Consider the following 23,284-nt stretch of genomic DNA (forward strand, 5'->3'; position numbering starts at 1 on the left):
GCAGCGCCGTACGGCGCAGCCGGACACATCGAGAGGAGGTCGTCGCGAAGCAGACCGTAGGCGATGCCCCCTGATGAATACCGGAGTGAGGGAACGCCGAGCCTAGGCGAGGTGCCGTACGCTTGGGGCGAAGCCTTTTGGTTCCTTTTTGGCGCTTGAAAAAGGGACTCGCCGTAAGGGCGAAACCCCAAGCGGCCGTTACCGCAGAAATGGATATGTACACCTGCTTAGAGATAGGTCGGCTGTCCGGCCGCCATCGCAAGCAAGCTCGGCTCCTACAGGAGATCTATGTACATCTGCAAGAGATGGGTCGGCTGTCCGGCCGCCATCGCGGGCAAGCCCGGCCCCCCCACATCAGTTGAGCGGAACGACGGAGGAATCAGCGGCGATTAGCCCAACGCAAACGCAGCCATTCAAGGTCTTCAGGCCGAGTAACCTTGAGATTATCCGCCCGCCCCTCGATCAAGCGTGGCGCCTGACCCGACCACTCCATCGCAGAGGCCTCATCGGTAATGGCCACATCAGCCACCAGACTGTCCGCCAACGCCCGATGCAAAGCCCCCAAACGAAACATCTGCGGCGTATACGCCTGCCAGATCAAACTGCGATCAACCGTTTCAAGGACCCGACCATGCTTGTCCACACGCTTGAGCGTGTCACGCGCAGGCACAGCCAGTAACCCGCCGACAGGATCGTCAGCCAACTCCGACAATAACTTGTCGAGATCATCACGGGTCAGGTTCGGCCGCGCAGCATCATGGACCAACACCCAGTCTTCATCTGCAGCGCCTTGCGCATGCAAATGCAGCAACGCGTTCAGCACCGAACCCGAGCGTTCTTCGCCACCGTCCACCCGCTGGATACGCGGATCGGCAGCACACGCCAGGGTCGGCCAATAAGGGTCATCAACGGCAAGACTGACCACCAGGCCTTTCAAGGCTGGATGATCGAGGAAACAGCCAAGGCTGTGTTCGAGAATAGTGCGCCCGCCCAGTTGCAGATATTGCTTGGGACGGTCCGCGGCCATACGGGCACCGACGCCCGCGGCAGGAATCACGGCCCAGAAGGCCGGTAACGTATTCATCATTGAGCCAACTGGTAAAGGGTTTCACCGTCCTTGACCATGCCCAACTCATGGCGAGCCCGCTCTTCAACGGTCTCCATGCCTTTTTTCAACTCACTGACCTCGGCGTCCATGACCCGATTGCGCTCCAGCAACGATTCGTTCTCAGCATGCTGATCAGCAATTTGCTGAGTCAACTCGGCCACTTGCGCCAGACTGCCATTACCCACCCACAGGCGATATTGCAGACCAGCCAGCAGCAAGAGCAAGACAAGAAACAACCAGTAAGGACTGCGCATCGAATATCAGGTATCCAGTGAAAAAAGACAGCCATGCCAACTTTAAAGCTTCTGATAGTACGAAGCCTGGAAGAACCAGGCTCGTACTCTAAGGCATCAGATTAGTGGCAAAAATCCCGCTGCTGCGATTTTTTCGACACAATCCGGTGTCTTTTTAACTACCCAAGCTTAGCCGCGGAATTCGCCACGACCGTTGTACTTGGCTTTGCCGCCCAATTGCTCTTCGATGCGCAGCAGTTGGTTGTACTTGGAAACGCGGTCGGAACGGCACAGCGAACCGGTTTTGATCTGGCCAGCCGAAGTGCCCACAGCCAGGTCGGCAATGGTCGAATCTTCGGTTTCGCCGGAGCGGTGCGAGATCACGGCAGTGTAACCAGCGGCCTTGGCCATCTGGATCGCTTCCAGGGTTTCGGTCAGGGTGCCGATCTGGTTGAACTTGATCAGGATCGAGTTGGCGATCTTCTTGTCGATGCCTTCTTTCAGGATCTTGGTGTTGGTCACGAACAGGTCGTCGCCCACCAGCTGGGTTTTTTCGCCGATTTTGTCGGTGAGGATTTTCCAGCCAGCCCAGTCGGACTCGTCCAGGCCATCTTCAATGGAGATGATCGGGTAACGTTCGGTCAGGCCTTTGAGGTAGTCGGCAAAACCTTCAGCGGTGAACACCTGGCCTTCGCCGGACAGGTTGTACTTGCCGTCTTCGTAGAATTCGCTGGCCGCGCAGTCCAGAGCCAGGGTCACGTCGGTGCCCAGTTTGTAGCCAGCGTTGGCCACGGCTTCGGAGATCACTTTCAGTGCATCTTCGTTGGACGCCAGGTTCGGTGCGAAACCACCTTCGTCACCGACCGCAGTGCTCAGGCCACGAGCCTTCAGCACAGCTTTGAGGTGATGGAAAATCTCGGTGCCCATGCGCAGACCTTCCGAGAAAGTCTTGGCGCCCACTGGCTGAACCATGAATTCCTGGATGTCGACGTTGTTATCGGCGTGCTCGCCACCGTTGATGATGTTCATCATCGGAACCGGCATCGAGTAAACACCCGGAGTACCGTTCAGGTTGGCGATGTGTGCGTACAGCGGCAGGTCCTGGTCGTGAGCCGCAGCCTTGGCAGCAGCCAGCGACACGGCGAGGATTGCGTTGGCGCCCAGGCTGCCCTTGTTCTCGGTACCGTCCAGCTCGATCATGATGCGGTCGAGGGCTTTCTGGTCAACCGGGTCTTTACCCAGCAGCGCGGTGCGGATCGGGCCATTGATGTTGGCTACAGCTTTCAGTACACCCTTGCCCAGGTAACGGCTCTTGTCGCCATCACGCAGCTCGAGCGCTTCGCGCGAACCGGTGGAAGCACCGGACGGCGCGCAAGCGCTGCCGATGATGCCGTTATCGAGAAGCACGTCCGCTTCGACGGTGGGATTGCCACGGGAGTCGAGAACTTCACGACCTTTGATGTCGACGATTTTTGCCATTGTTGTAAACACTCCAAAGTTGACGAAAACGACGCAGCTGTAGGAAATCTTTTACCGTCGGCAAGTGATTGGCAGCGGGCAGACTTGCGGACGATAAGGCTCAAGCCCGAGGGCCTGAGCGTTCAATGAATCGTGCGGTACTTTACCGGAGAATTGAGGATTACGCGGTTTCTACCGTCGGAAAACTCTTCACCAGTTCGTCCAGAGCCTTGAGCTGAGCCAGGAATGGCTCCAGTTTGTCCAGACGCAAGGCGCAAGGGCCGTCGCATTTGGCGTTGTCCGGATCCGGATGCGCTTCCAGAAACAGGCCGGCCAGCGACTGGCTCATGCCTGCCTTGGCCAGGTCGGTGACCTGGGCGCGGCGTCCGCCGGCAGAATCCGAGCGACCACCCGGCATTTGCAGCGCGTGGGTCACGTCGAAGAACACCGGGTATTCGAACTGTTTCATGATGCCGAAGCCGAGCATGTCCACGACCAGGTTGTTATAGCCGAAGCTCGAACCACGCTCGCAGAGGATCAACTGATCGTTACCGGCCTCTTCGCATTTGCTCAGGATGTGTTTCATTTCCTGAGGGGCGAGGAACTGGGCTTTCTTGATGTTGATCACAGCGCCGGTCTTGGCCATCGCGACGACCAGATCGGTCTGGCGCGACAGGAAGGCCGGCAACTGGATGATCTCGCAGACTTCAGCGACAACTGCAGCCTGCTCAGGTTCATGGACATCGGTGATGATCGGCACGCCAAAGGCTTGCTTGATGTCCTGGAAAATCCGCATGCCTTCCTCGAGGCCGGGGCCCCGATAGGAGGTTACCGACGAACGATTGGCCTTGTCGAAGCTGGCCTTGAACACGTAAGGGATACCGAGTTTCTCGGTGACCTTTACGTACTCTTCACAGACCTGCATCGCCATGTCACGGCTTTCCAGCACGTTCATGCCACCGAACAGCACCATCGGTTTGTCGTTGGCGATTTCGATGTTGCCTACGCGGATGATCTTCTGAGCCATCAGGTTCAAGCCTTCTTCTGGTGTTGAGCCAAAGCTGCTTTGACGAAACCGCTGAACAACGGGTGGCCGTCGCGCGGAGTCGAGGTGAACTCCGGGTGGAACTGGCAAGCAACGAACCATGGGTGGTTCGGCGCTTCAACCACTTCAACCAGCGCACCGTCACCGGAACGACCGGAGATTTTCAGACCGGCTTCGATCAGTTGCGGCAGCAGCTTGTTGTTCACTTCATAGCGATGACGATGACGCTCGACGATCACGTCCTTGGCGTAGCAATCGTGAACCAGGGAGCCGGCTTCCAGCAGGCATTCCTGAGCACCCAGACGCATGGTGCCGCCCAGATCGGACGATTCGGAACGGGTTTCAACGGCACCGGTGGCATCTTCCCACTCGGTGATCAGACCCACGACCGGGTGACCGCTGGTGCGATCGAATTCGGTGGAGTTGGCGTCTTTCCAGCCCAGCACGTTACGGGCGAACTCGATCACGGCGACTTGCATGCCCAGGCAGATACCCAGATATGGAACCTTGTTTTCGCGAGCGTATTGAACGGCGGTGATCTTGCCTTCCACGCCACGCAAACCGAAGCCGCCTGGCACCAGAATCGCATCAGCGCCTTCCAGCAGCGCGGTGCCCTGGTTCTCGATGTCTTCGGAGTCGATGTAACGCAGGTTGACCTTGGTACGGTTGCTGATGCCGGCATGACTCATCGCTTCGATCAGCGACTTGTAGGCGTCCAGCAGTTCCATGTACTTGCCGACCATGGCGATGGTGACTTCGTGCTCAGGGTTGAGCTTGGCATCGACCACGGCTTCCCACTCGGACAGATCGGCGCCGCCACATTGCAGCCCGAAACGCTCGACGACGAAATCATCCAGGCCCTGGGAATGCAGGATGCCCGGGATCTTGTAGATGGTGTCGGCGTCTTCCAGCGCGATGACCGCACGTTCTTCAACGTTGGTGAACTGCGCGATCTTGCGACGCGAAGAGATATCGATCGGGTGGTCGGAACGGCACACCAGCACGTCTGGCTGCAGGCCGATGGAACGCAGTTCCTTGACCGAGTGCTGAGTTGGCTTGGTTTTGGTTTCGCCGGCAGTGGCGATGTACGGCACCAGTGTCAGGTGCATCAGCATCGCGCGCTTGGCGCCGACTTCGAAACGCAATTGACGGATGGCTTCGAGGAACGGCTGGGATTCGATGTCACCCACGGTGCCACCGATCTCGACCATCGCCACGTCGGCATCGCCTGCACCCTTGATGATGCGGCGCTTGATTTCGTCGGTGATGTGCGGAATCACCTGGATGGTTGCGCCCAGGTAATCACCACGGCGCTCTTTGCGCAGGACGTGCTCGTAGACACGGCCGGTGGTGAAGTTGTTGTTCTGGGTCATGGTCGTGCGGATGAACCGCTCGTAGTGGCCCAGGTCCAGGTCGGTCTCGGCGCCGTCGTGAGTGACGAACACTTCACCGTGCTGGAACGGGCTCATGGTGCCCGGGTCAACGTTGATGTACGGGTCCAGCTTGAGCATGGTGACCTTAAGTCCCCGCGCCTCCAGGATGGCCGCCAATGAAGCCGATGCAATGCCTTTCCCCAATGAAGAAACAACACCGCCCGTGACGAATATGTAGCGCGTCATGAAAAACCCTAGAAGTCTGCGTTAAAGCGGTCCGAGCCGCCGGGGAAAGCGAAGGAAGGCCGAAGCCCCCGATCACCTGCATTAATTACAGTGCATCTTTCAAAAAAACCGCCGCGTTGGGACAGACCGGAAGAAGAATCACCGGTACGTTGCTCGCTACACATTTTTTGGAATCGCCCAGCAAAGACTGCTTGGTAATCGGCAACTCCTGCAATTCAGCTGAATCCACAGAAGTTGTATCAAGAAGGGAGCGTAGTCTACCGGAAAGCCCCTTTCAGCTCAAACCTTGATCGTTGATCGCTGGCTGCCACCGCAAAAGACCGTTTCCCCCCGCACTACCGTCGAGCCCACGCAGGTTTGCCACCGCGAGCAATTGTTCATTGCAGAAGAGCAGCGGCAATCTGCCACGGGCAAACAGCGGCAGGCCGCTTTCATTGAGCAAACGCTTGAGGTCGCGATGCCCGCGCCCCGGCAAATGCATGATTTCACCGCCCTGCCGGTAGCGCACGCTTAATACGCCGGCAGGAATGGTCCCGCTGAAGGTCAACCGGCCGTTGTTCGGCAGCAGCAGTGCCAGCGACGGATCAGGCCAAAGCGGAGCCGGCTCGGGGCGGTTCAGCCAATGGCCGGACAACCACCAGATTCGCCCGTTCGCACGATGCAACTCACCGTCCACCAGGCGCCAGATCGGCCGTGCATCCGTCGCTGCATCGCGCAAATTTTCCCAACCCGACCAATGGTCGCTGTCCGGCATCCGCGTCAACGGCGCCAGCCAGTGGCTGAGAGCATTGCGCTGGCGGGCGGCGGAAAGCGTTTCAAGCGCAGCCATTTCCAACGACGGCACGCCCAGCCAATCGAATTCGCTGACCGTTGCGGCGGGCGCCAGATCCATCTCGGCCAAATCATCGAGCAAACCCTGCGCTTCACTCAAATGCGCGGCGCTGCGGGCGATGGTGGCCACGGCCTGTGGCCAACGCTGAGTGAGCGCTGGAAAAATCTGCTGGCGAAGGTAATTACGAGAAAACTGTTGATCGGCGTTCGACGGATCCTCGATCCAGCTCAACCGATGCTCGACGGCATAGGCTTCGAGTTCAGCCCGCGACACCTCAAGCAACGGTCGCAGCAAAAAACCACGGCCCAAAGGACGCTGTGACGGGATCGCCGACAAACCTCTCACCCCTGCCCCGCGCAACAGGCGGAACAAGAGGGTTTCCGCCTGATCGTTCTGGTGCTGCGCCGTGAGTAGCAGCTCATTGGTTTGAGTCGCCTCGACAAAGGCGCCATACCGCGCCTCGCGCGCCGCGCGCTCCAGGCTCGCCCCAGGCTGAACCTGAACGTGAATAACCTCCAATGGCACCCCCAGGGCGTCACACACCGACTGACAATGTCCCGGCCACGCATCAGCCGCAGCCTGGAGACCGTGATGGATGTGAATGGCTTTGAGTTCAGGCAGGGAGTGTTTTTTTGCGAGCTGCGCAAGAAGGTGCAGCAGAACGGTGGAGTCGAGACCACCGGAGAAAGCGACACGCCAGGTCGGCGCGGTGTGCCAGGGAGCCAGGCGTTTGAGAAGTGCAGCTGAAAGGCTCATGAACATCCCCAAACCTGCAGGAGCAAAGCTTGCTCGCGATGAACTTGTGGTGAGGGGGCTTGCCCCCGTTCGGCGGCGTAGCCGTCGCAAAAAGGTCGATTCGTTCGATCGCATCGACTGTATTTGGGACTACTTCGTAGTCCAACGGGGGCAAGCCCCCTCACCACAACAAGACTCGCTCCTACAGAGAGCTGTGCTCGATCAGAGACCGTAGCTCATCAGGCGCTCATAACGGCGGGCCAGCAGCGCGTCGTTGTCGAACTTCTTCAGCATCGCCAGTTGCGAGCTCAGTTCCGCACGGATCGAGGCAGCAGCAGCGGCCGGATCACGGTGCGCCCCACCCAGTGGCTCGCTGATCACTTTATCAACGATACCCAGGCCTTTCAGGCGCTCGGCGGTGATGCCCATGGCTTCAGCAGCATCCGGTGCCTTCTCGGCAGTTTTCCACAGAATCGAGGCACAACCTTCCGGCGAGATCACCGCGTAGGTCGAGTACTGCAGCATGTTCAGCTGGTCGCAAACGCCGATCGCCAGTGCACCGCCGGAACCACCCTCACCGATCACGGTGGCGATGATTGGGGTCTTCAGGCGCGCCATGACACGCAGGTTCCAGGCAATCGCTTCGCTCTGGTTGCGCTCTTCAGCGTCGATGCCAGGGTATGCACCCGGGGTGTCGATGAAGGTCAGGATCGGCATTTTGAAACGCTCAGCCATTTCCATCAGGCGGCAGGCCTTGCGGTAGCCCTCAGGACGCGGCATGCCGAAGTTGCGGCGAACCTTCTCGCGCACTTCACGGCCTTTCTGGTGGCCGATGATCATCACCGGCTGGTCGTCCAGACGGGCAACACCGCCGACAATCGCAGCGTCGTCGGAGAAGTGACGGTCACCGTGCAATTCATCGAACTCGGTGAAAATGTGTTCAATGTAGTCCAGGGTGTACGGGCGACGTGGGTGACGCGCCAGACGCGCGATCTGCCAGCTGGTCAACTTGCCGAAGATGTCTTCGGTGAGCGTGCTGCTCTTGTCCTGCAAGCGGGAGATTTCATCGCCGATATTCAGCGAATTGTCATTACCGACCAAGCGCAACTCTTCGATCTTGGCTTGCAGGTCGGCGATCGGCTGTTCGAAATCAAGAAAATTCGGGTTCATAGGCGTCCGTCTTGGGTCGACGTCCAAGAGAGCTTGGGCCGGCCGGTTGTCTATTCGCGCCTTACCTTAAGGGACAGGCGCGTTCAGGTCGAGATTAAAAATTGGGTCAAGGTCAAGGCCAAGCTTTCAAAGGTAAAGAATGGCACCTGACCGTCAACGGTATTGGAGGAAGACGTTGTCTCGCCCGAACTGGTCACGCAGGGCTTGAATCAAGGCATCCGCCGGATCGATTCGCCAGGTCTCGCTGAACTGCAACAAGGCCTTGGCGTCAGGACTGGTGTACTCCATGGTAATCGGACACGCACCACGATGACGCTTGAACAACTCACCCAGCCAGCGTAGCTGATCGCCTTTGAGGTCTTGGGTCTGGACCTTCAAGCGCAGGCTTTCGGCCAGGTTGGTGCGTGCGTCCTCCATGCTCATCACCCGCTTGACCCGCAAGCGCAGGCCACCGGAGAAGTCGTCATTGCTGACTTCGCCTTCGACCACCACCATCGCGTCAGTCTGCAACAGCGACTGCGCGGAATGGAACGCCTCGGCAAACAGCGACGCTTCGATCCGCCCCGAGCGGTCGTCGAGGGTGATGAACCCCATCTTGTCGCCCTTCTTGTTCTTCATTACCCGCAAGGCGATGATCATGCCCGCGACCGTCTGTGTATCACGCGCCGGTTTCAAATCGATGATGCGTTGACGGGCAAAGCGGCGGATTTCACCTTCGTATTCGTCAATCGGGTGACCGGTCAGGTACAGCCCCAGGGTATCTTTCTCCCCCTTCAGGCGTTCCTTGAGCGTCAGTTCCTTGGCTTTGCGGTGATTGGCGTAGACGTCGGCATCTGCTTCGACAAACAGGCCGCCAAACAGGTCCGCGTGGCCACTGTCGTGGGTCCGTGCGGTCTGCTCGGCTGCCTTGATCGCTTCCTCCATGGCCGTCAGCAAGACTGCGCGATTGCGGTCGATGTTGGCCTGATAGGCTTTCGGTTCGTCGTGGAAATACGGGCCGAGCCGGTCCAGCGCACCGCTGCGGATCAACCCGTCGAGGGTCCGCTTGTTAATGCGCTTGAGGTCGACACGAGCGCAGAAATCGAACAGATCCTTGAACGGCCCTTCCTGACGCGCTTCGGTAATCGCTTCAACCGGCCCCTCACCAACCCCCTTGATCGCCCCCAGACCGTAAATGATCCGGCCTTCGTCGTTCACCGTGAACTTGAACTCCGAAGTGTTCACGTCCGGCGCGTCGAGACGCAGCTTCATGGTCCGCACTTCTTCGATCAAGGTCACGACCTTGTCGGTGTTGTGCATATCCGCCGAGAGTACCGCGGCCATGAACGGCGCCGGGTAGTGGGCTTTCAGCCAGGCAGTCTGGTACGACACCAGGCCGTAGGCGGCGGAGTGGGATTTGTTGAAGCCGTAACCGGCGAATTTCTCCACCAGGTCGAAAATGTTACCGGCAAGGTCGGCATCGATATTATTGGTCGCGCAACCTTCAATGAAGCCGCCACGCTGCTTGGCCATTTCTTCGGGTTTTTTCTTACCCATGGCCCGGCGCAGCATGTCCGCACCACCGAGGGTGTACCCGGCCATGACCTGAGCAATCTGCATCACCTGTTCCTGATACAGGATGATGCCGTAGGTCGGCGCCAATACCGGTTTGAGGCCTTCGTACTGGTAATCCGAGTGCGGGTACGCCAGTTCGGCGCGACCGTGCTTACGGTTGATGAAGTCATCCACCATGCCCGATTGCAACGGACCGGGACGGAACAACGCCACGAGTGCGATCAAGTCTTCCAGGCAGTCGGGCTTGAGCTTTTTGATCAGCTCCTTCATGCCGCGCGACTCGAGCTGGAACACTGCGGTGGTTTCAGCTTTTTGCAGCAGCGTATAGGTCGGCTTGTCGTCCAGCGGGATAAACGCAATATCCAGCGGCGGCTCATTGACCTTGGCGCGGTCGCGGTTGATGGTTTTCAGCGCCCAATCGATGATGGTCAGGGTTCGCAGACCCAGGAAGTCGAACTTCACCAGACCGGCCGCCTCGACATCATCCTTGTCGAACTGGGTTACCAGGCCACCACCTTCTTCGTCGCAATAGATCGGCGAGAAGTCGGTCAGCTTGGTCGGTGCGATCACCACACCACCGGCGTGCTTGCCGACGTTACGCACAACGCCTTCAAGCTTGCGCGCCATCTCCCAGATTTCCGCGGCCTCTTCATCGACCTTGATGAAGTCGCGGAGGATTTCTTCCTGCTCGTAGGCTTTTTCCAGGGTCATGCCGACTTCGAAGGGGATCATCTTCGACAGACGATCCGCCAAACCGTAGGACTTGCCCTGCACCCGCGCCACGTCACGGACCACAGCCTTGGCGGCCATGGAACCGAAGGTGATGATCTGGCTTACCGCGTTGCGGCCGTATTTCTCGGCCACGTAGTCGATCACCCGGTCACGACCGTCCATGCAGAAGTCGACGTCGAAGTCGGGCATGGATACCCGTTCCGGGTTCAGGAAACGTTCGAACAGCAGGTCATATTCCAGCGGGTCGAGGTCGGTGATCTTCTGCACATAGGCCACCAGCGACCCGGCACCCGACCCACGGCCAGGACCTACCGGTACGCCGTTGTTCTTGGCCCACTGGATAAAGTCCATAACGATCAGGAAGTAACCGGGGAAGCCCATCTGGATGATGATATCCAGCTCGAAATTCAACCGGTCGACATAGACCTGACGCTTGGCCTCGTAATCTTCGGTGGTGTCCTTGGGCAGCAGAACGCTCAAGCGCTCTTCCAGGCCGTCAAAGGAGACTTTGCGGAAATACTCGTCGATGGTCATGCCATCGGGAATCGGGAAGTTGGGCAGGAAGTGCTTGCCGAGCTTCACATCGATGTTGCAGCGCTTGGCAATCTCGACGGTGTTTTCCAGCGCTTCGGGCAAGTCGCTGAACAACTCGGCCATTTCCTCGGCGCTTTTGAGGTATTGCTGGTCACTGTAGTTCTTCGAGCGGCGCGGATCGTCGAGCGCCCGCCCTTCACCGATGCATACGCGGGTTTCGTGAGCGGCGAAGTCTTCCTGCTTGATGAAGCGCACGTCGTTGGTGGCCACCAGCGGTGCGCCGATCTTGTCAGCCAGGGCCACGGCGGCGTGCAACTGTTCTTCGTCGTTGGGGCGATTGGTGCGCTGGATTTCCAGATAGAAGCGATCCGGGAATACGGCCATCCACTCACGGGCCAGAGTCTCGGCCTCATCAGGATTGCCACCGAGCAAGGCGATACCAATCTCGCCCTCCTTGGCCGCCGACAACATGATCAAGCCTTCGTTGGCCTCGGCCACCCACTCGCGCTCGATGATGACCTGGCCATTGCGCTGGCCATCGATAAAGCCACGCGAAATCAACTCGGTGAGGTTGCGGTAGCCAACGGCGTTCATCGCCAGGAAGCTGATCCGGCTCAGCGGATTGTCAGGATCCTTGTTCGACAGCCACAGGTCGGCGCCACAGATCGGCTTGATCCCGGCGCCCATGGCGTTTTTGTAGAACTTGACCAGGGAACACATGTTGTTCTGGTCGGTGACCGCCACGGCAGGCATGTTCATGCCGACCAGGGTCTTGACCAGCGGTTTGATCCGCACCAGACCGTCGACCAGGGAGTATTCAGTGTGCAGGCGTAGGTGAACGAATGAAGCCGGCATAGTGATCCTGTCTGAAAACGTGAAGACAACAAGGCCCGGATTGTACCGGGCCTTGGCAAAAACATCAGCCTTGTGACTAGCTCTCGATCAAACCCTCGCGGGCCTCATAAGCAAGGCGCACCGGCGCGAACGAACGCCGGTGAATTGGTGTCGGCCCCAGTCGGGCCAAGGCTTCCAGATGAACGGGCGTCGGGTAGCCTTTGTGGCCGCCGATACCATAACCCGGGTAAACCAATTCGAATGCCGCCATTTCGCGATCACGGCTGACTTTCGCCAGAATCGATGCCGCTGCGATGGCCGGAACCTTGCTATCGCCTTTGACCACCGCTTCAGCCGGCATGGCCAGCTTCGGGCAGCGGTTGCCGTCGATCATCGCCAGCTTCGGCGTGATGTGCAGACCTTCGACGGCACGCTGCATGGCCAGCATGGTGGCGTGCAGAATATTCAGCTCATCGATTTCTTCGACTTCGGCACGTGCGATGCACCAGCTCAGGGCTTTCTCGCAGATTTCGTCGTAGAGCTTTTCACGGCGTGCTTCGGTGAGTTTTTTCGAGTCATTGAGCCCGAGAATCGGCCGGTTCGGATCGAGGATCACCGCCGCCGTCACCACAGCGCCGCAAAGCGGGCCACGACCCACCTCATCGACACCGGCGACCAGATCTTCGACGTCTGCGACGAGGGTAAAATCCAGACCCATTTGCATCTTTACGTTACTCACTGAGATTTGCCGATCAGATTGAGGACGGCATCTGCGGCCTGGTTCGAGGCGTCGCGACGCAAGGTCCGGTGAATCTGGTCAAAACCGGTGGTTTGCTCTTCACCACCATCGATCAATGGCGACAGCGTCAGCGCCAATGCCTCGGGGGTCGCATCGTCTTGCAGCAATTCGGGCACCAGCAGACGCTGGGCCAGCAAATTCGGCAAGGAGATGTAAGGGCTTTTCACCATGCGCTTGAGAATCCAGAACGTCAGCGGCGCCAAGCGGTACGCCACGACCATCGGCCGCTTGTACAACAGCGCTTCCAGCGTGGCGGTTCCCGAAGCAATCAGCACCGCGTCGCAAGCGGCCAGCGCCTGATGGGAACGGCCATCGAGCAAGGTCACCGGCAAATCGCGGCCCGCCAACAGTTCTTCGAGCTGCACACGGCGCTCGGGGCTGGCGCACGGCATGACGAACCGCACACCCGGCCGCATGGCCCGCAAACGCTCGGCGGTGTCGAGGAACAAGGCCCCCAGGCGCCCAACCTCCCCACCCCGACTGCCTGGCATCAGCGCAACCAACGGGGCGTCTTCTGGCAATCCCAGTTCGGCGCGCGCAGCCGAGCGGTCAGCCTCAAGAGGAATCGCATCGGCCAGGGAGTGACCGACAAACCGCACCGGCACGCCTTTCTCTTCGTAGAATTTGGCTTCAAACGGGAACAGCGTGAGCATCAGATCGCAGCCTTCGCGAATCTTCAGCACGCGCTTTTGACGCCATGCCCAAACCGATGGGCTGACGTAATGCACGGTCTTGATCCCGGCCTGACGCAGTTTGAGTTCGATGTTAAGGGTGAAATCCGGAGCGTCGATGCCGATGAAAACATCTGGCTTTTCGGCGATGAGGGTCGCGATCAGTTTTTTGCGACGAGCCAACAGCTCACGCAAGCGGCCGAGCACCTCGACCAGGCCCATGACCGCCAGACGCTCCATCGGGAAGTAAGACGTCAGACCTTCAGCCTGCATCAGCGGACCGCCGACACCGATGAACTCAACCGCAGGATGCTGTGCCTTGAGCGCCCGCATCAGACCTGCGCCCAGAATATCGCCGGAGGCTTCGCCCGCCACCAGTGCAACACGCAGACTGGCCATGATTAACGGGTGATGCCGCGAGTCGAAGACTGAATGGAGTCACGGAATATCGCGACTTCCGGAAACTCTTCCGACGGCTCGGCCAACTCGGCAAGCGCTTGTTCGACTGTCAAACCCTGGCGATAAACCACTTTGTAGGCACGGCGTAATGCGTGGATCGCCTCTTCGCTGAAACCACGGCGACGCATGCCTTCGAAGTTCATGCTGCGGGCTTCGGCAGGGTTGCCGAACACCGTGACATAGGCTGGAACATCCTTGCCAATGGCTGTGCCCATACCGGAAAAGCTGTGGGCGCCAATATGGCAATACTGATGAACCAGGGTAAAGCCTGACAGGATCGCCCAGTCATCGACATGCACATGACCAGCCAACGCGGTGTTGTTGACCAGGATGCAGTTATTGCCGATAACGCTGTCATGACCAATGTGGGCATAGGCCATGATCAGGTTGTGGTCGCCCAGGGTCGTTTCGGAACGATCCTGAACGGTGCCACGGTGAATCGTCACGCCTTCACGGATCACATTGTGGTCACCGATCACCAGGCGGGTTTCTTCACCCTTGTACTTCAAATCGGGCGTGTCCTCACCTACCGAGGAAAACTGGTAAATGCGGTTGTGCTTACCAATACGCGTCGGCCCTTTGAGAATCACGTGCGGGCCAATCACTGTTCCCTCGCCGATTTCCACACCAGCGCCGACGATCGACCATGGGCCGACCTCGACGTCGTCGGCCAGAATGGCCGTCGGATCGATGATTGCGCGAGGGTCAATCAAACTCATAGCTTGCGTTCCGCACAGATGATTTCAGCAGAGCAGACTGGCTTGCCATCGACCGAAGCCTGGCATTCGAACTTCCAGATCTGACGCTTGCAACTGATGAACTTGGCTTCAAGAATCAACTGATCACCCGGCAGAACCGGCTGGCGGAAACGCAGCTTGTCGGAGCCGACGAAGTAGTAAAGCGTGCCATCGGCCGGCTTGACGTCGAGCATTTTGAAACCAAGGATCCCGGCAGCCTGAGCCATCGCTTCAATGATCAATACGCCTGGCATGATTGGATGCGCCGGGAAGTGACCATTGAAGAACGGCTCGTTGATGCTGACATTCTTGTAGGCGCGAATGCGCTTGCCCTCAACATCCAGCTCCACTACCCGGTCCACCAACAGGAACGGGTAACGGTGAGGCAGGTATTCGCGAATCTCGTTGATGTCCATCATTTCGGGGGGAAGCCTATGTAAAGATTGGGAGCGCGCGACTGACGCACACTCCTCTAGCAAATCAAGGAGGCAGTCTAACGGCTGTGCACACTTGATATGGAAATGGTATCAGCCATCTGATGAAGCATTGCCGTCAGGGGTCACGTCCCCAACACGCTTTTCCAGCTGTCGCAGACGTCGCGCGATATCATCGAGTTGACGGATACGTGCGGCGCTTTTGCGCCACTCGGCAGCCGGTTGCATAGCTGTCCCGGAGGAATAGGAACCCGGCTCGGTAATCGAGTGAGTCACCATGGTCATCCCGGTCAGGAATACGTTGTCGCAAATATCAATGTGTCCGACCAGCCCCACACCACCTGCCAGCATGCAGTGCTTGCCGATTTTGGTGCTGCCGGAAATCCCCACGCACGCCGCCATGGCGGTGTGATCACCGACTTGCACGTTGTGGGCGATCTGAATCTGGTTATCGAGCTTCACGCCATTGCCGATGATGGTGTCAGCCAACGCACCGCGGTCGATGGCGGTATTCACGCCAATCTCCACATCGTCACCGATCAATACCCCACCCACCTGGGCGATCTTCTGCCAGATGCCTTTTTCGTTGGCAAAACCAAAGCCTTCACCACCGAGCACGGCACCGGACTGAATCACCACGCGCTTGCCGATGCGTACGTCGTGGTACAGCGTCACACGCGGGGCCAACCAGCCGCCCTCACCGATCTCGCTGCGCGCACCGATGAAGCAGTGGGCACCGACCGTCACGCCGGCGGCAATTCGCGCAGCACTTTCGATCACGGCAAACGCGCCAATGCTCGCAGCCGGATCAACCACTGCGTCCGCTGCCACCACCGCTGTCGGATGGATACCGGCAGCAGCCTTGGGCTTGGGGTCGAACAGATGGGAAACCCGGGCATACGCCGCATACGGATCAGGCACAACCAGCGCATCACCGGCAAAACCTTCTGCGTCAGCGGCCTTCAGCAACACGGCTGCGGCCTGGCTGCCAGCCAGATATTTACGGTATTGGGGGTTTGCCAGAAAGCTCAACTGAGCTGGGCCAGCCTCCTGCAAGGTGGCTAGCCCAGTGATTTCTTTCTCCGCGGAGCCACGGAGAGTGGCCCCGAGGAACTCGGCCAATTGACCGAGCTTTATAGTCGCTGTCATGGATTACTTCAGCTGATTCATGCGCTCGATAACCTGGCGAGTGATGTCGTACTGAGGCTTGACATCAATCACTGCGCCACGCTCGAAGACCAGGTCAAAAGCACCTTTCTTGATGACTTCTTCCACAGCGCTGTCCAGTTTCGGCTTGAGCTGCTTCAGCATTTCACGGTCAGCAACGGCTTTGGCTTCGTTCAGCTCTTTGGACTGGAACTGGAAGTCACGGGCCTTTTGCTTGAATTCAAGCTCAAGACGCTCACGCTCGCCCTGGGCCATCTTGTCGCCACCACTTACCAGACGATCCTGAATGCCTTTGGCACTGCTTTCCAGGGTTTTCAGCTTGGTCAGCTGTGGCCCGAACTTCTTCTCGGCATCCACGGCGTACTTCTTCGCCGCGTCAGATTCCAGCAGAGCCATTTGATAGTTCAGTACCGCGATTTTCATTTCGGCAAATGCCGGGGTTGCTACCAGGACAGTTGCCAGGAGAACCAATTGAGTCAACTTACGCACGATGCACTCCTACAAAATCCATTGTCGTTATCTTGGATCAGGCTATTAGAAAGTCTGACCGAGGGAGAATTGGAACACCTGAGTCTCCGCATTGCTGTCCGGCTTCTTGACCGGCATTGCCAAGGCAAAGCTCAACGGACCAAGGGCGGTAACCCATGTCACACCTACACCCACCGAACTGGCCATATTGCTCAGGCTGATGTCGTTGCACTGCGTATTGGAAGGAGTGCCATTGGTATTCTTGACCTGGTCGCACTTGGAGTCGAACACGTTACCGACGTCCCAGAACACAGAGGTACGCAGGGATCGCTGGTCCTTGACGAAAGGCAATGGGAAGAGAACTTCTACACCACCTTGAATCAGGACGTTACCACCAAATGGCAGCGGATCCTGGTCCGGGTCGGCGAGTGTGCCCTGATTCCCGGTTGTCCCAGCACCCCGACTCGGCGTACTACGAGGCCCCAATGTACTGTCCTTGAAACCGCGTACCGAGTTGAAACCACCAGCATAATAGTTCTCGTAGAACGGCAGCCCGCTCGTAGAACCATAACCATCACCGTAACCCAGCTCGGTGTGCAGGCGCATGGTGTAGTTCTCAGACAATGGCTGGAACAACTGACCACGGTAGTCGAGCTTGAAGAATGACAGATCGCTGCCCGGGGTAGTGGCTTCCAGTGTCAGGCTTTGCGAGTGACCGCGGGTCGCCAGCACGCCTTTGTTCAGGGTCGATTCAGACCAACCGGCCGAAGCCTTGAAGTTCAGGTACTGGTCGCCTTGCGTGTTAACAAAGTTGAAAATCTCGTCAACGGTGTACTGACCGGTCTTGATCTTGTCTTGCTGCGCCGTCAGACCAAAGGTCAGACGCGAAGTCTCGCTGATCGGATAACCGACGTTGACACCTGCGCCCAAGCTGTCTACCGCATAGCTCGATACGTTGACGTCGAGGTTTTTGTAGTCAGTGGTGCGATAGAAAGCGTTGTAACCCAGGCTCACGCCATCGGCTGTCCAGTACGGGTCGACATAACCGAAGTTATAACGGCTCTGGTATTGGCTACGGGTCAAGCCGATGCTGACCTTGTTACCGGTACCCAGGAAGTTGTTCTGGGTAATCGAACCACCCAGGATCAAACCGGCGCTCTGAGCAAAACCAACGCTGGCAGTAATCGAACCGGAAGGTTGCTCTTCAACGGCGTAGTTCACGTCAACCTGGTCATCGACACCCGGTACAGCCGGAGTCTCGACGTTGACCTCCTTGAAGAAGCCCAGACGTTCCAGACGGGTCTTGGACTGGTCGATCAGGTAGGTCGAAGCCCAGCCACCTTCCATCTGACGCATTTCACGACGGAGCACTTCGTCTTCCGACTTGGTGTTGCCGCGGAAGTTGATACGGTTTACGTAGGCACGCTTGCCCGGATCGACCACAAAGGTGATATCAACGGTGTGATCGTCGTCATGCGGAGTCGGTACGCCGTTGACGTTGGCGAAGGTGTAGCCCTCGTTACCCAGGCGACGGGTGATCAACTCGGAAGTCGTGGTCATCAGCTTGCGCGAGAACACCTGACCTTTTTGCACCAGCAGCAGCGCCTTGACCTGGTCTTCAGGGACCTTCAGGTCTCCGCTGAGCTTCACGTCACGAACGTTGTACTTCTGACCTTCGTTGATGTTGACGGTGATATAGACGTGCTTTTTGTCCGGAGTGATCGACACCTGGGTCGAAGCGATATCCATGTTGATATAGCCACGGTCCAGGTAGTAGGAACGCAGACGTTCCAGGTCACCGGAAAGTTTCTCACGAGCATACTTGTCATCGTTCTTGAAGAACGACAACCAGTTGCTGGTCTTGAGTTCGAACAGGTCGATCAGGTCTTCGTCAGGAAAAACCGTGTTACCCACCACGTTGATGTGCTGGATAGCCGCGACAGTGCCTTCGTTGATATTGACCTTCAAGCCAACGCGGTTGCGCGGCTGAGGAACAACTTCAGTGTCAACGGTGGCCGAGTAGCGACCTTGAGCGACGTACTGGCGCTGCAGCTCGTTACGCACGCCTTCAAGCGTCGCACGCTGGAAGATCTCGCCTTCGGCCAGACCGGATTGTTTAAGGCCTTTCATCAGGTCTTCAGTGGAGATCGCCTTGTTGCCTTCGATCTCGATACTGGCGACCGACGGGCGCTCGACTACAGTAATGACCAGGACATTGCCATCGCGGCCCAGCTGGATATCTTGAAAGAAACCGGTTTTGAACAGCGCACGAGTGGATTCCACCAGGCGACGATCATCCGCCTGTTCACCGACGTTCAACGGCAAGGCACCAAAGACGCTACCCGCGGATACCCGCTGGAGGCCATTGATACGAATATCGGAGATAGTGAAGGACTCGGCGTGAACTTCGGCGATCATCAATACGGTGAGAACCGCAGTTAGCAGCAGACGTTTCATGAAGTCCTTTCTTATTCCAACTGGCAATAAACAAACTGCCGCAAAATGCGGCAGATTCGCAATTCAGCGAAGCGTTACAGTCGACCCAGATCGTTGACCAGAGCAAGCAACATCACCCCGATCACCAAACTGATACCGATCTGTATCCCCCAACTCTGCACCCGATCCGACAAGGGACGACCACGCGCCCACTCGATCAGATAAAACAACAGATGCCCCCCATCCAGTACAGGAATGGGCAGCAAATTCAGAACACCCAAGCTAATACTCAGATAAGCCAGGAAATTCAGGAAATCAGCGACACCCGACTGGGCAGAAGCGCCCGCCACTTTAGCAATGGTTATCGGTCCACTCAAGTTTTTTACCGAGAGCTCGCCGAACAACATTTTCTTTAGTGAATCAAGGGTCAGCACACTCATGGTCCAGGTGCGTCGAGCACCTTCGCCAATCGCAGCCACGGGACCGTAGCTGACCTCGCGAATCATCTCTGGTGGCCAATCGATAGCCTTCACCCCGGCACCCAGATATCCACTGGCTACTTTCGCCTTGTCGCGAGTTGCCAAGGTAACCGGGACGTCGATTTGAGCACCGTCACGCTCGATATGCAGCACAATTTTGGTATCAGGACGCACACGCACCCAATCGACCACTTGCTGCCAATCGGTCAGCGCCTGGCCATCGAGCGCCAGCAGACGGTCACCGGTCTTCAGGCCTGCTGCCTGCGCCGGGCCCTTAGGGTCCAACTCTGCCAACACAGGCGGCAATGCCGGACGCCAAGGACGGATACCCAACGAACGAATCGGGTCCGGCTCATCAGCCCCCTTGAGCCAGTGATCCAGGACCAGCTCGCGCGGCGAATCGGCGGTAGAGCCCTGTTCGCGCACCAGCAATTGCAACGAACCACTTTCACCAAGACGCCGGACCAGTTGCAGATTCACCGCTGCCCAACCCGAAGTCGGCTCACCATCGATGGCGACGATTTCCTGTCCTGGACTCAAACCGGCCTTGGCGGCCATGCTGCCGACTTCAACGGCACCGATGACAGGACGCACCTGCTCGGTGCCAAGCATCGCCAGCACCCAGAAAAACGCCAGTGCCAACAAAAAGTTGGCGATAGGCCCGGCAGCTACGATGGCGATACGCTGACGAACGGATTTGCGATTAAAGGCCTGATCAAGCTGCTCGGCCGGCACTTCGCCTTCACGCTCATCAAGCATCTTCACGTAACCACCCAAAGGGATGGCAGCGATCACGAACTCGGTGCCGCGCCGGTCATGCCAGCGCAGCAATGGCAGGCCGAAGCCCACGGAGAAACGCAGAACCTTGACGCCACAGCGACGCGCGACCCAGAAATGGCCAAATTCATGGAAGGTGACCAGCACGCCCAAAGCCACCAGGGTGCCGACAATCATATAGAGCGCGCTCATCTACTTTCTCCGCAATCCTATTCAGTGCTGCCGTGGGCAAACCCGCCGCAACACCTATCGCCCGTGACGACTCAACCAACGCTCGGCCAGGACACGTGCTTTCGCGTCCGCAGTGAAAACCGCATCGAGATCATCGACCGAAACCACAGGTTCGAGGTTTAACACCTCTTCGATGATACTCGCGATCTCCAGGTAACGGACACGTCCATCGAGAAAGGCTGCAACAGCCACCTCATTCGCGGCGTTCAGCATGGCCGGAACACTGTTCCCGGCCTCTGCCGCCTGTCGCGCCAGACGCAAGCACGGGAAACGTTCTTCGTCAGGCGCCTGGAAGTCCAGACGCGCGATTGCAAACAGGTCCAGCGGCGCAACCCCGGAATCGATGCGCTCAGGCCATGCCAGTGCATTAGCGATGGGCGTCCGCATATCCGGATTGCCCAACTGCGCCAATACCGAACCATCAACATAGTCGACCAGCGAATGAATCACGCTTTGCGGATGAATCACCACCTCAACCTGTGACGGCTTGGCATCAAACAGCCAACAGGCCTCGATCAGCTCCAGGCCTTTGTTCATCATGCTGGCCGAATCGACCGAAATCTTGCGCCCCATCGACCAATTGGGATGGGCACATGCCTGCTCTGGCGTAACATGCGCCAACTCAACCATGGATGTCTGCCGGAACGGACCGCCAGAAGCTGTCAGTAAAATCCGTCGAACGCCTACAGCGCCGAGCCCACGAGAAAAATCTGCGGGCATGCACTGAAAGATCGCATTGTGCTCGCTGTCGATCGGCAGCAGCACCGACCCGCTCTTGTGCACGGCCTGCATGAACAGGGCGCCGGACATCACCAGCGCTTCCTTGTTGGCCAGCAGAATCTTCTTGCCCGCCTCCACCGCCGCCAGCGTCGGACGCAACCCCGCCGCACCGACAATCGCCGCCATCACCGCATCGACTTCAGCGTCGGAAGCGACCTGACACAGACCCTCCTCCCCCACCAGCACGCGCGTAGAAAGGCCCGCAGCCCGCAAATCGTCTTGCAGACGCCGGGCAGCCACGGACTCCGGCACAACAGCAAAGCGCGGCACATGGCGGACGCACAAAGCCAACAGCTCACTCAGGCGAGAGAAGCCGCTCAAGGCAAAGACTTGATAGCGCTCAGGATGACGCGCGATGACATCAAGGGTGCTCAGGCCAATAGAACCGGTCGCCCCCAGGACAGTGATCTGTTGTGGGCGGCTCACGATGCTGCCATCCACAGCAATACCGCAAACACCGGAATCGCCGCAGTGAGACTGTCGATACGATCCAGAATGCCGCCATGACCCGGCAGCAGATTACTGCTGTCCTTGATACCCGACTGGCGCTTGAACATACTTTCGGTCAAATCGCCGACCACCGAGATAAACACGATAATCGCCGCGCCGATCAACCCTTTCAGCATCTCGCCGACCGTCCAGTCACGCACCAGACCAACAATGGCGGTGATCACCAGACTCAGCAGCAAGCCGCCGTACACGCCTTCCCAGCTCTTGCCAGGACTGACCTGCGGAGCAAGCTTGCGCTTGCCGAATGCCCGACCGGAAAAGTAAGCGCCAATATCTGCACCCCAGACCAATACCATCACCGCCATGATCAACCAGTTACCCAGCGGCTCTTGCTTGATCAGGATCAAACCTTGCCAGGCCGGCAACAGGATCAGCAGGCCGATAACCAGCTTGCAGGCCGCACTGGCCCAATGCTCACTGGTCTTGGGGTAGGTCAGCACCAGGTAGGTTGCCACCGCCCACCAAAGCACGGCAGCCCCCAGCACCCAGGGCGAAAGCCCCGGCAACACGTGCATGACAAACAGCATCGCCGCGACCACCGCGGCATAAGCGACACGCATCGGTTGAGCAGTGAAACCTGCCAGACGCGCCCATTCCCAGGCACCAAGAGTCACGACCAGGCCGATAAACAGCGCAAAACCGGAGCCCTCGAGCAGAAAAAATCCGCACAGGGCGATCGGCAGCAGGATCAGCGCAGTGATGATTCGTTGTTTAAGCATTAAACCCGGGCTCCAGCCTCGACCTGCTCACTCGTTTTACCGAAGCGACGCTGGCGAGAAGCGAAATCGGCCAATGCGTTACGCATGGCTTCGTGTTTGAAGTCCGGCCAGAACAGGTCGGAGAAATACAGCTCGGAGTACGCCAATTGCCACAGCAGGAAGTTGCTGATGCGATGCTCGCCACCGGTACGAATGCACAAATCCGGCAACGGCAGATCACCGGTAGCCAGACAGGTCTGCAGCAATTGCGGAGTAATGTCGTCCGGACGTAAATGCCCGGCCTGAACCTCTCGCGCCAGACGTTGGGCTGCCTGGGCGATATCCCATTGGCCGCCGTAGTTGGCCGCGATCTGCAGGACAAAACGATTGGCGCCGACGGTCATTGCCTCCGCCTCACGCATGGCGGCCTGAAGCTCGGGATGAAAGCGCGAACGATCGCCGATAATACGCAACGTGATGTTGTTGTCGTTGAGGCGCTTGGCCTCGCGACGCAACGCCTTGAAAAACAAATCCATCAAGGCGCTGACTTCATCGGCCGGACGCTGCCAGTTTTCACTGGAGAAGGCGAACAGGGTCAGTACTTCAACCCCGGCCTCAGCGCACACCTCAATAACCGCGCGCACAGCGTCGACGCCAGCCTTGTGCCCGGCAACACCGGGCAAGAAACGTTTTTTTGCCCAGCGATTATTACCATCCATGATGATCGCGACGTGGCGCGGCACCGAGGACAGCACTGGCTGCTTGGTCTTTTCCATGAAGGCGT

General features: G+C 58.2%; 19 protein-coding genes. All 19 read right to left on the reverse strand.

Features of this window, described 5'->3' with window-relative positions:
* Nucleotides 1–379: 379 nt before the first annotated feature.
* The gene (ispD, locus tag AC1RJ3_RS04970; RefSeq protein WP_054595923.1) at nucleotides 380–1,087 is read right to left on the reverse strand and encodes a 2-C-methyl-D-erythritol 4-phosphate cytidylyltransferase; all 708 of its coding nucleotides are present in this window, start codon (nucleotides 1,085–1,087) and stop codon (nucleotides 380–382) included.
* Nucleotides 1,084–1,362 carry a cell division protein FtsB gene (ftsB, locus tag AC1RJ3_RS04975; protein WP_019692104.1) on the reverse strand — a complete coding sequence of 93 codons (279 nt, stop codon included), beginning with the start codon at nucleotides 1,360–1,362 and terminating at the stop codon, nucleotides 1,084–1,086. Before ftsB ends, ispD begins: the two co-directional genes overlap by 4 nt.
* Before the next feature lie 168 nt (nucleotides 1,363–1,530).
* Nucleotides 1,531–2,820: a phosphopyruvate hydratase gene (gene eno, locus AC1RJ3_RS04980; RefSeq protein WP_019692103.1), complete on the reverse strand. Its 1,290-nt coding sequence runs from the start codon at nucleotides 2,818–2,820 to the stop codon at nucleotides 1,531–1,533.
* A 160-nt stretch (nucleotides 2,821–2,980) separates the two neighbouring features.
* The gene (kdsA, locus tag AC1RJ3_RS04985; RefSeq protein WP_054595922.1) at nucleotides 2,981–3,826 is read right to left on the reverse strand and encodes a 3-deoxy-8-phosphooctulonate synthase; all 846 of its coding nucleotides are present in this window, start codon (nucleotides 3,824–3,826) and stop codon (nucleotides 2,981–2,983) included.
* Nucleotides 3,827–3,831: 5 nt separating this feature from the next.
* Complete coding sequence (gene pyrG / locus AC1RJ3_RS04990; protein WP_054595921.1) at nucleotides 3,832–5,463, reverse strand: CTP synthase; 1,632 nt, start codon at nucleotides 5,461–5,463, stop codon at nucleotides 3,832–3,834.
* 274 nt (nucleotides 5,464–5,737) lie between these two features.
* A complete protein-coding gene (tilS, locus tag AC1RJ3_RS04995; RefSeq protein ID WP_493077723.1) occupies nucleotides 5,738–7,051 on the reverse strand; it encodes a tRNA lysidine(34) synthetase TilS in 1,314 nt (437 codons plus the stop codon).
* 201 nt (nucleotides 7,052–7,252) lie between these two features.
* Nucleotides 7,253–8,200, reverse strand: coding sequence for an acetyl-CoA carboxylase carboxyltransferase subunit alpha (locus tag AC1RJ3_RS05000; RefSeq protein WP_019692099.1), 948 nt, complete (start codon nucleotides 8,198–8,200; stop codon nucleotides 7,253–7,255).
* A 153-nt stretch (nucleotides 8,201–8,353) separates the two neighbouring features.
* A complete protein-coding gene (gene dnaE, locus AC1RJ3_RS05005; RefSeq protein WP_493077725.1) occupies nucleotides 8,354–11,875 on the reverse strand; it encodes a DNA polymerase III subunit alpha in 3,522 nt (1,173 codons plus the stop codon).
* A gap of 76 nt (nucleotides 11,876–11,951) precedes the next feature.
* Nucleotides 11,952–12,578 carry a ribonuclease HII gene (rnhB, locus tag AC1RJ3_RS05010; RefSeq protein ID WP_347929999.1) on the reverse strand — a complete coding sequence of 209 codons (627 nt, stop codon included), beginning with the start codon at nucleotides 12,576–12,578 and terminating at the stop codon, nucleotides 11,952–11,954.
* A gap of 11 nt (nucleotides 12,579–12,589) precedes the next feature.
* Nucleotides 12,590–13,726, reverse strand: a complete 1,137-nt coding sequence (lpxB, locus tag AC1RJ3_RS05015; protein WP_347929998.1) for a lipid-A-disaccharide synthase — start codon at nucleotides 13,724–13,726, stop codon at nucleotides 12,590–12,592.
* Nucleotides 13,726–14,502 carry an acyl-ACP--UDP-N-acetylglucosamine O-acyltransferase gene (lpxA, locus tag AC1RJ3_RS05020; RefSeq protein ID WP_103315513.1) on the reverse strand — a complete coding sequence of 259 codons (777 nt, stop codon included), beginning with the start codon at nucleotides 14,500–14,502 and terminating at the stop codon, nucleotides 13,726–13,728. The genes lpxB and lpxA overlap by 1 nt, the downstream gene beginning before the upstream one ends.
* The gene (gene fabZ, locus AC1RJ3_RS05025) at nucleotides 14,499–14,939 is read right to left on the reverse strand and encodes a 3-hydroxyacyl-ACP dehydratase FabZ (RefSeq protein WP_007978374.1); all 441 of its coding nucleotides are present in this window, start codon (nucleotides 14,937–14,939) and stop codon (nucleotides 14,499–14,501) included. The genes lpxA and fabZ overlap by 4 nt, the downstream gene beginning before the upstream one ends.
* Before the next feature lie 108 nt (nucleotides 14,940–15,047).
* A complete protein-coding gene (gene lpxD / locus AC1RJ3_RS05030; RefSeq protein WP_493077728.1) occupies nucleotides 15,048–16,103 on the reverse strand; it encodes a UDP-3-O-(3-hydroxymyristoyl)glucosamine N-acyltransferase in 1,056 nt (351 codons plus the stop codon).
* A 3-nt stretch (nucleotides 16,104–16,106) separates the two neighbouring features.
* Nucleotides 16,107–16,610 (reverse strand): OmpH/Skp family outer membrane protein, encoded by a 504-nt coding sequence (locus tag AC1RJ3_RS05035; RefSeq protein WP_019692093.1) that lies wholly within the window; start codon nucleotides 16,608–16,610, stop codon nucleotides 16,107–16,109.
* 45 nt (nucleotides 16,611–16,655) lie between these two features.
* The gene (gene bamA, locus AC1RJ3_RS05040; protein ID WP_493077730.1) at nucleotides 16,656–19,046 is read right to left on the reverse strand and encodes an outer membrane protein assembly factor BamA; all 2,391 of its coding nucleotides are present in this window, start codon (nucleotides 19,044–19,046) and stop codon (nucleotides 16,656–16,658) included.
* Between the two features lie 74 nt (nucleotides 19,047–19,120).
* Entirely contained in the window at nucleotides 19,121–20,473 is a 1,353-nt protein-coding gene (gene rseP, locus AC1RJ3_RS05045; RefSeq protein ID WP_054595914.1) for a sigma E protease regulator RseP, read from the reverse strand.
* A 54-nt stretch (nucleotides 20,474–20,527) separates the two neighbouring features.
* Nucleotides 20,528–21,718, reverse strand: a complete 1,191-nt coding sequence (gene ispC / locus AC1RJ3_RS05050; RefSeq protein WP_493077732.1) for a 1-deoxy-D-xylulose-5-phosphate reductoisomerase — start codon at nucleotides 21,716–21,718, stop codon at nucleotides 20,528–20,530.
* On the reverse strand, nucleotides 21,715–22,521 hold the full coding sequence (locus tag AC1RJ3_RS05055; protein WP_103315516.1) for a phosphatidate cytidylyltransferase: 807 nt from the start codon (nucleotides 22,519–22,521) through the stop codon (nucleotides 21,715–21,717). Before AC1RJ3_RS05055 ends, ispC begins: the two co-directional genes overlap by 4 nt.
* The gene (gene uppS, locus AC1RJ3_RS05060) at nucleotides 22,521–23,276 is read right to left on the reverse strand and encodes a polyprenyl diphosphate synthase (RefSeq protein WP_054595911.1); all 756 of its coding nucleotides are present in this window, start codon (nucleotides 23,274–23,276) and stop codon (nucleotides 22,521–22,523) included. The genes AC1RJ3_RS05055 and uppS overlap by 1 nt, the downstream gene beginning before the upstream one ends.
* Nucleotides 23,277–23,284 lie beyond the last annotated feature (8 nt).

It is taken from the genome of Pseudomonas sp. GW822-FHT04C11 (assembly GCF_058800905.1).

What these genes read in the sequence shown, in the direction of transcription:
- ispD (WP_054595923.1), bottom strand. Translation starts at nt 1,087, where the DNA reads ATGATGAATACGTTACCGGCCTTCTGGGCCGTGATTCCTGCCGCGGGC.
- ftsB (WP_019692104.1), bottom strand. Translation starts at nt 1,362, where the DNA reads ATGCGCAGTCCTTACTGGTTGTTTCTTGTCTTGCTCTTGCTGCTGGCT.
- eno (WP_019692103.1), bottom strand. Translation starts at nt 2,820, where the DNA reads ATGGCAAAAATCGTCGACATCAAAGGTCGTGAAGTTCTCGACTCCCGT.
- kdsA (WP_054595922.1), bottom strand. Translation starts at nt 3,826, where the DNA reads ATGGCTCAGAAGATCATCCGCGTAGGCAACATCGAAATCGCCAACGAC.
- pyrG (WP_054595921.1), bottom strand. Translation starts at nt 5,463, where the DNA reads ATGACGCGCTACATATTCGTCACGGGCGGTGTTGTTTCTTCATTGGGG.
- tilS (WP_493077723.1), bottom strand. Translation starts at nt 7,051, where the DNA reads ATGAGCCTTTCAGCTGCACTTCTCAAACGCCTGGCTCCCTGGCACACC.
- AC1RJ3_RS05000 (WP_019692099.1), bottom strand. Translation starts at nt 8,200, where the DNA reads ATGAACCCGAATTTTCTTGATTTCGAACAGCCGATCGCCGACCTGCAA.
- dnaE (WP_493077725.1), bottom strand. Translation starts at nt 11,875, where the DNA reads ATGCCGGCTTCATTCGTTCACCTACGCCTGCACACTGAATACTCCCTG.
- rnhB (WP_347929999.1), bottom strand. Translation starts at nt 12,578, where the DNA reads ATGCAAATGGGTCTGGATTTTACCCTCGTCGCAGACGTCGAAGATCTG.
- lpxA (WP_103315513.1), bottom strand. Translation starts at nt 14,502, where the DNA reads ATGAGTTTGATTGACCCTCGCGCAATCATCGATCCGACGGCCATTCTG.
- fabZ (WP_007978374.1), bottom strand. Translation starts at nt 14,939, where the DNA reads ATGATGGACATCAACGAGATTCGCGAATACCTGCCTCACCGTTACCCG.
- lpxD (WP_493077728.1), bottom strand. Translation starts at nt 16,103, where the DNA reads ATGACAGCGACTATAAAGCTCGGTCAATTGGCCGAGTTCCTCGGGGCC.
- bamA (WP_493077730.1), bottom strand. Translation starts at nt 19,046, where the DNA reads ATGAAACGTCTGCTGCTAACTGCGGTTCTCACCGTATTGATGATCGCC.
- rseP (WP_054595914.1), bottom strand. Translation starts at nt 20,473, where the DNA reads ATGAGCGCGCTCTATATGATTGTCGGCACCCTGGTGGCTTTGGGCGTG.
- AC1RJ3_RS05055 (WP_103315516.1), bottom strand. Translation starts at nt 22,521, where the DNA reads ATGCTTAAACAACGAATCATCACTGCGCTGATCCTGCTGCCGATCGCC.
- uppS (WP_054595911.1), bottom strand. Translation starts at nt 23,276, where the DNA reads ATGGAAAAGACCAAGCAGCCAGTGCTGTCCTCGGTGCCGCGCCACGTC.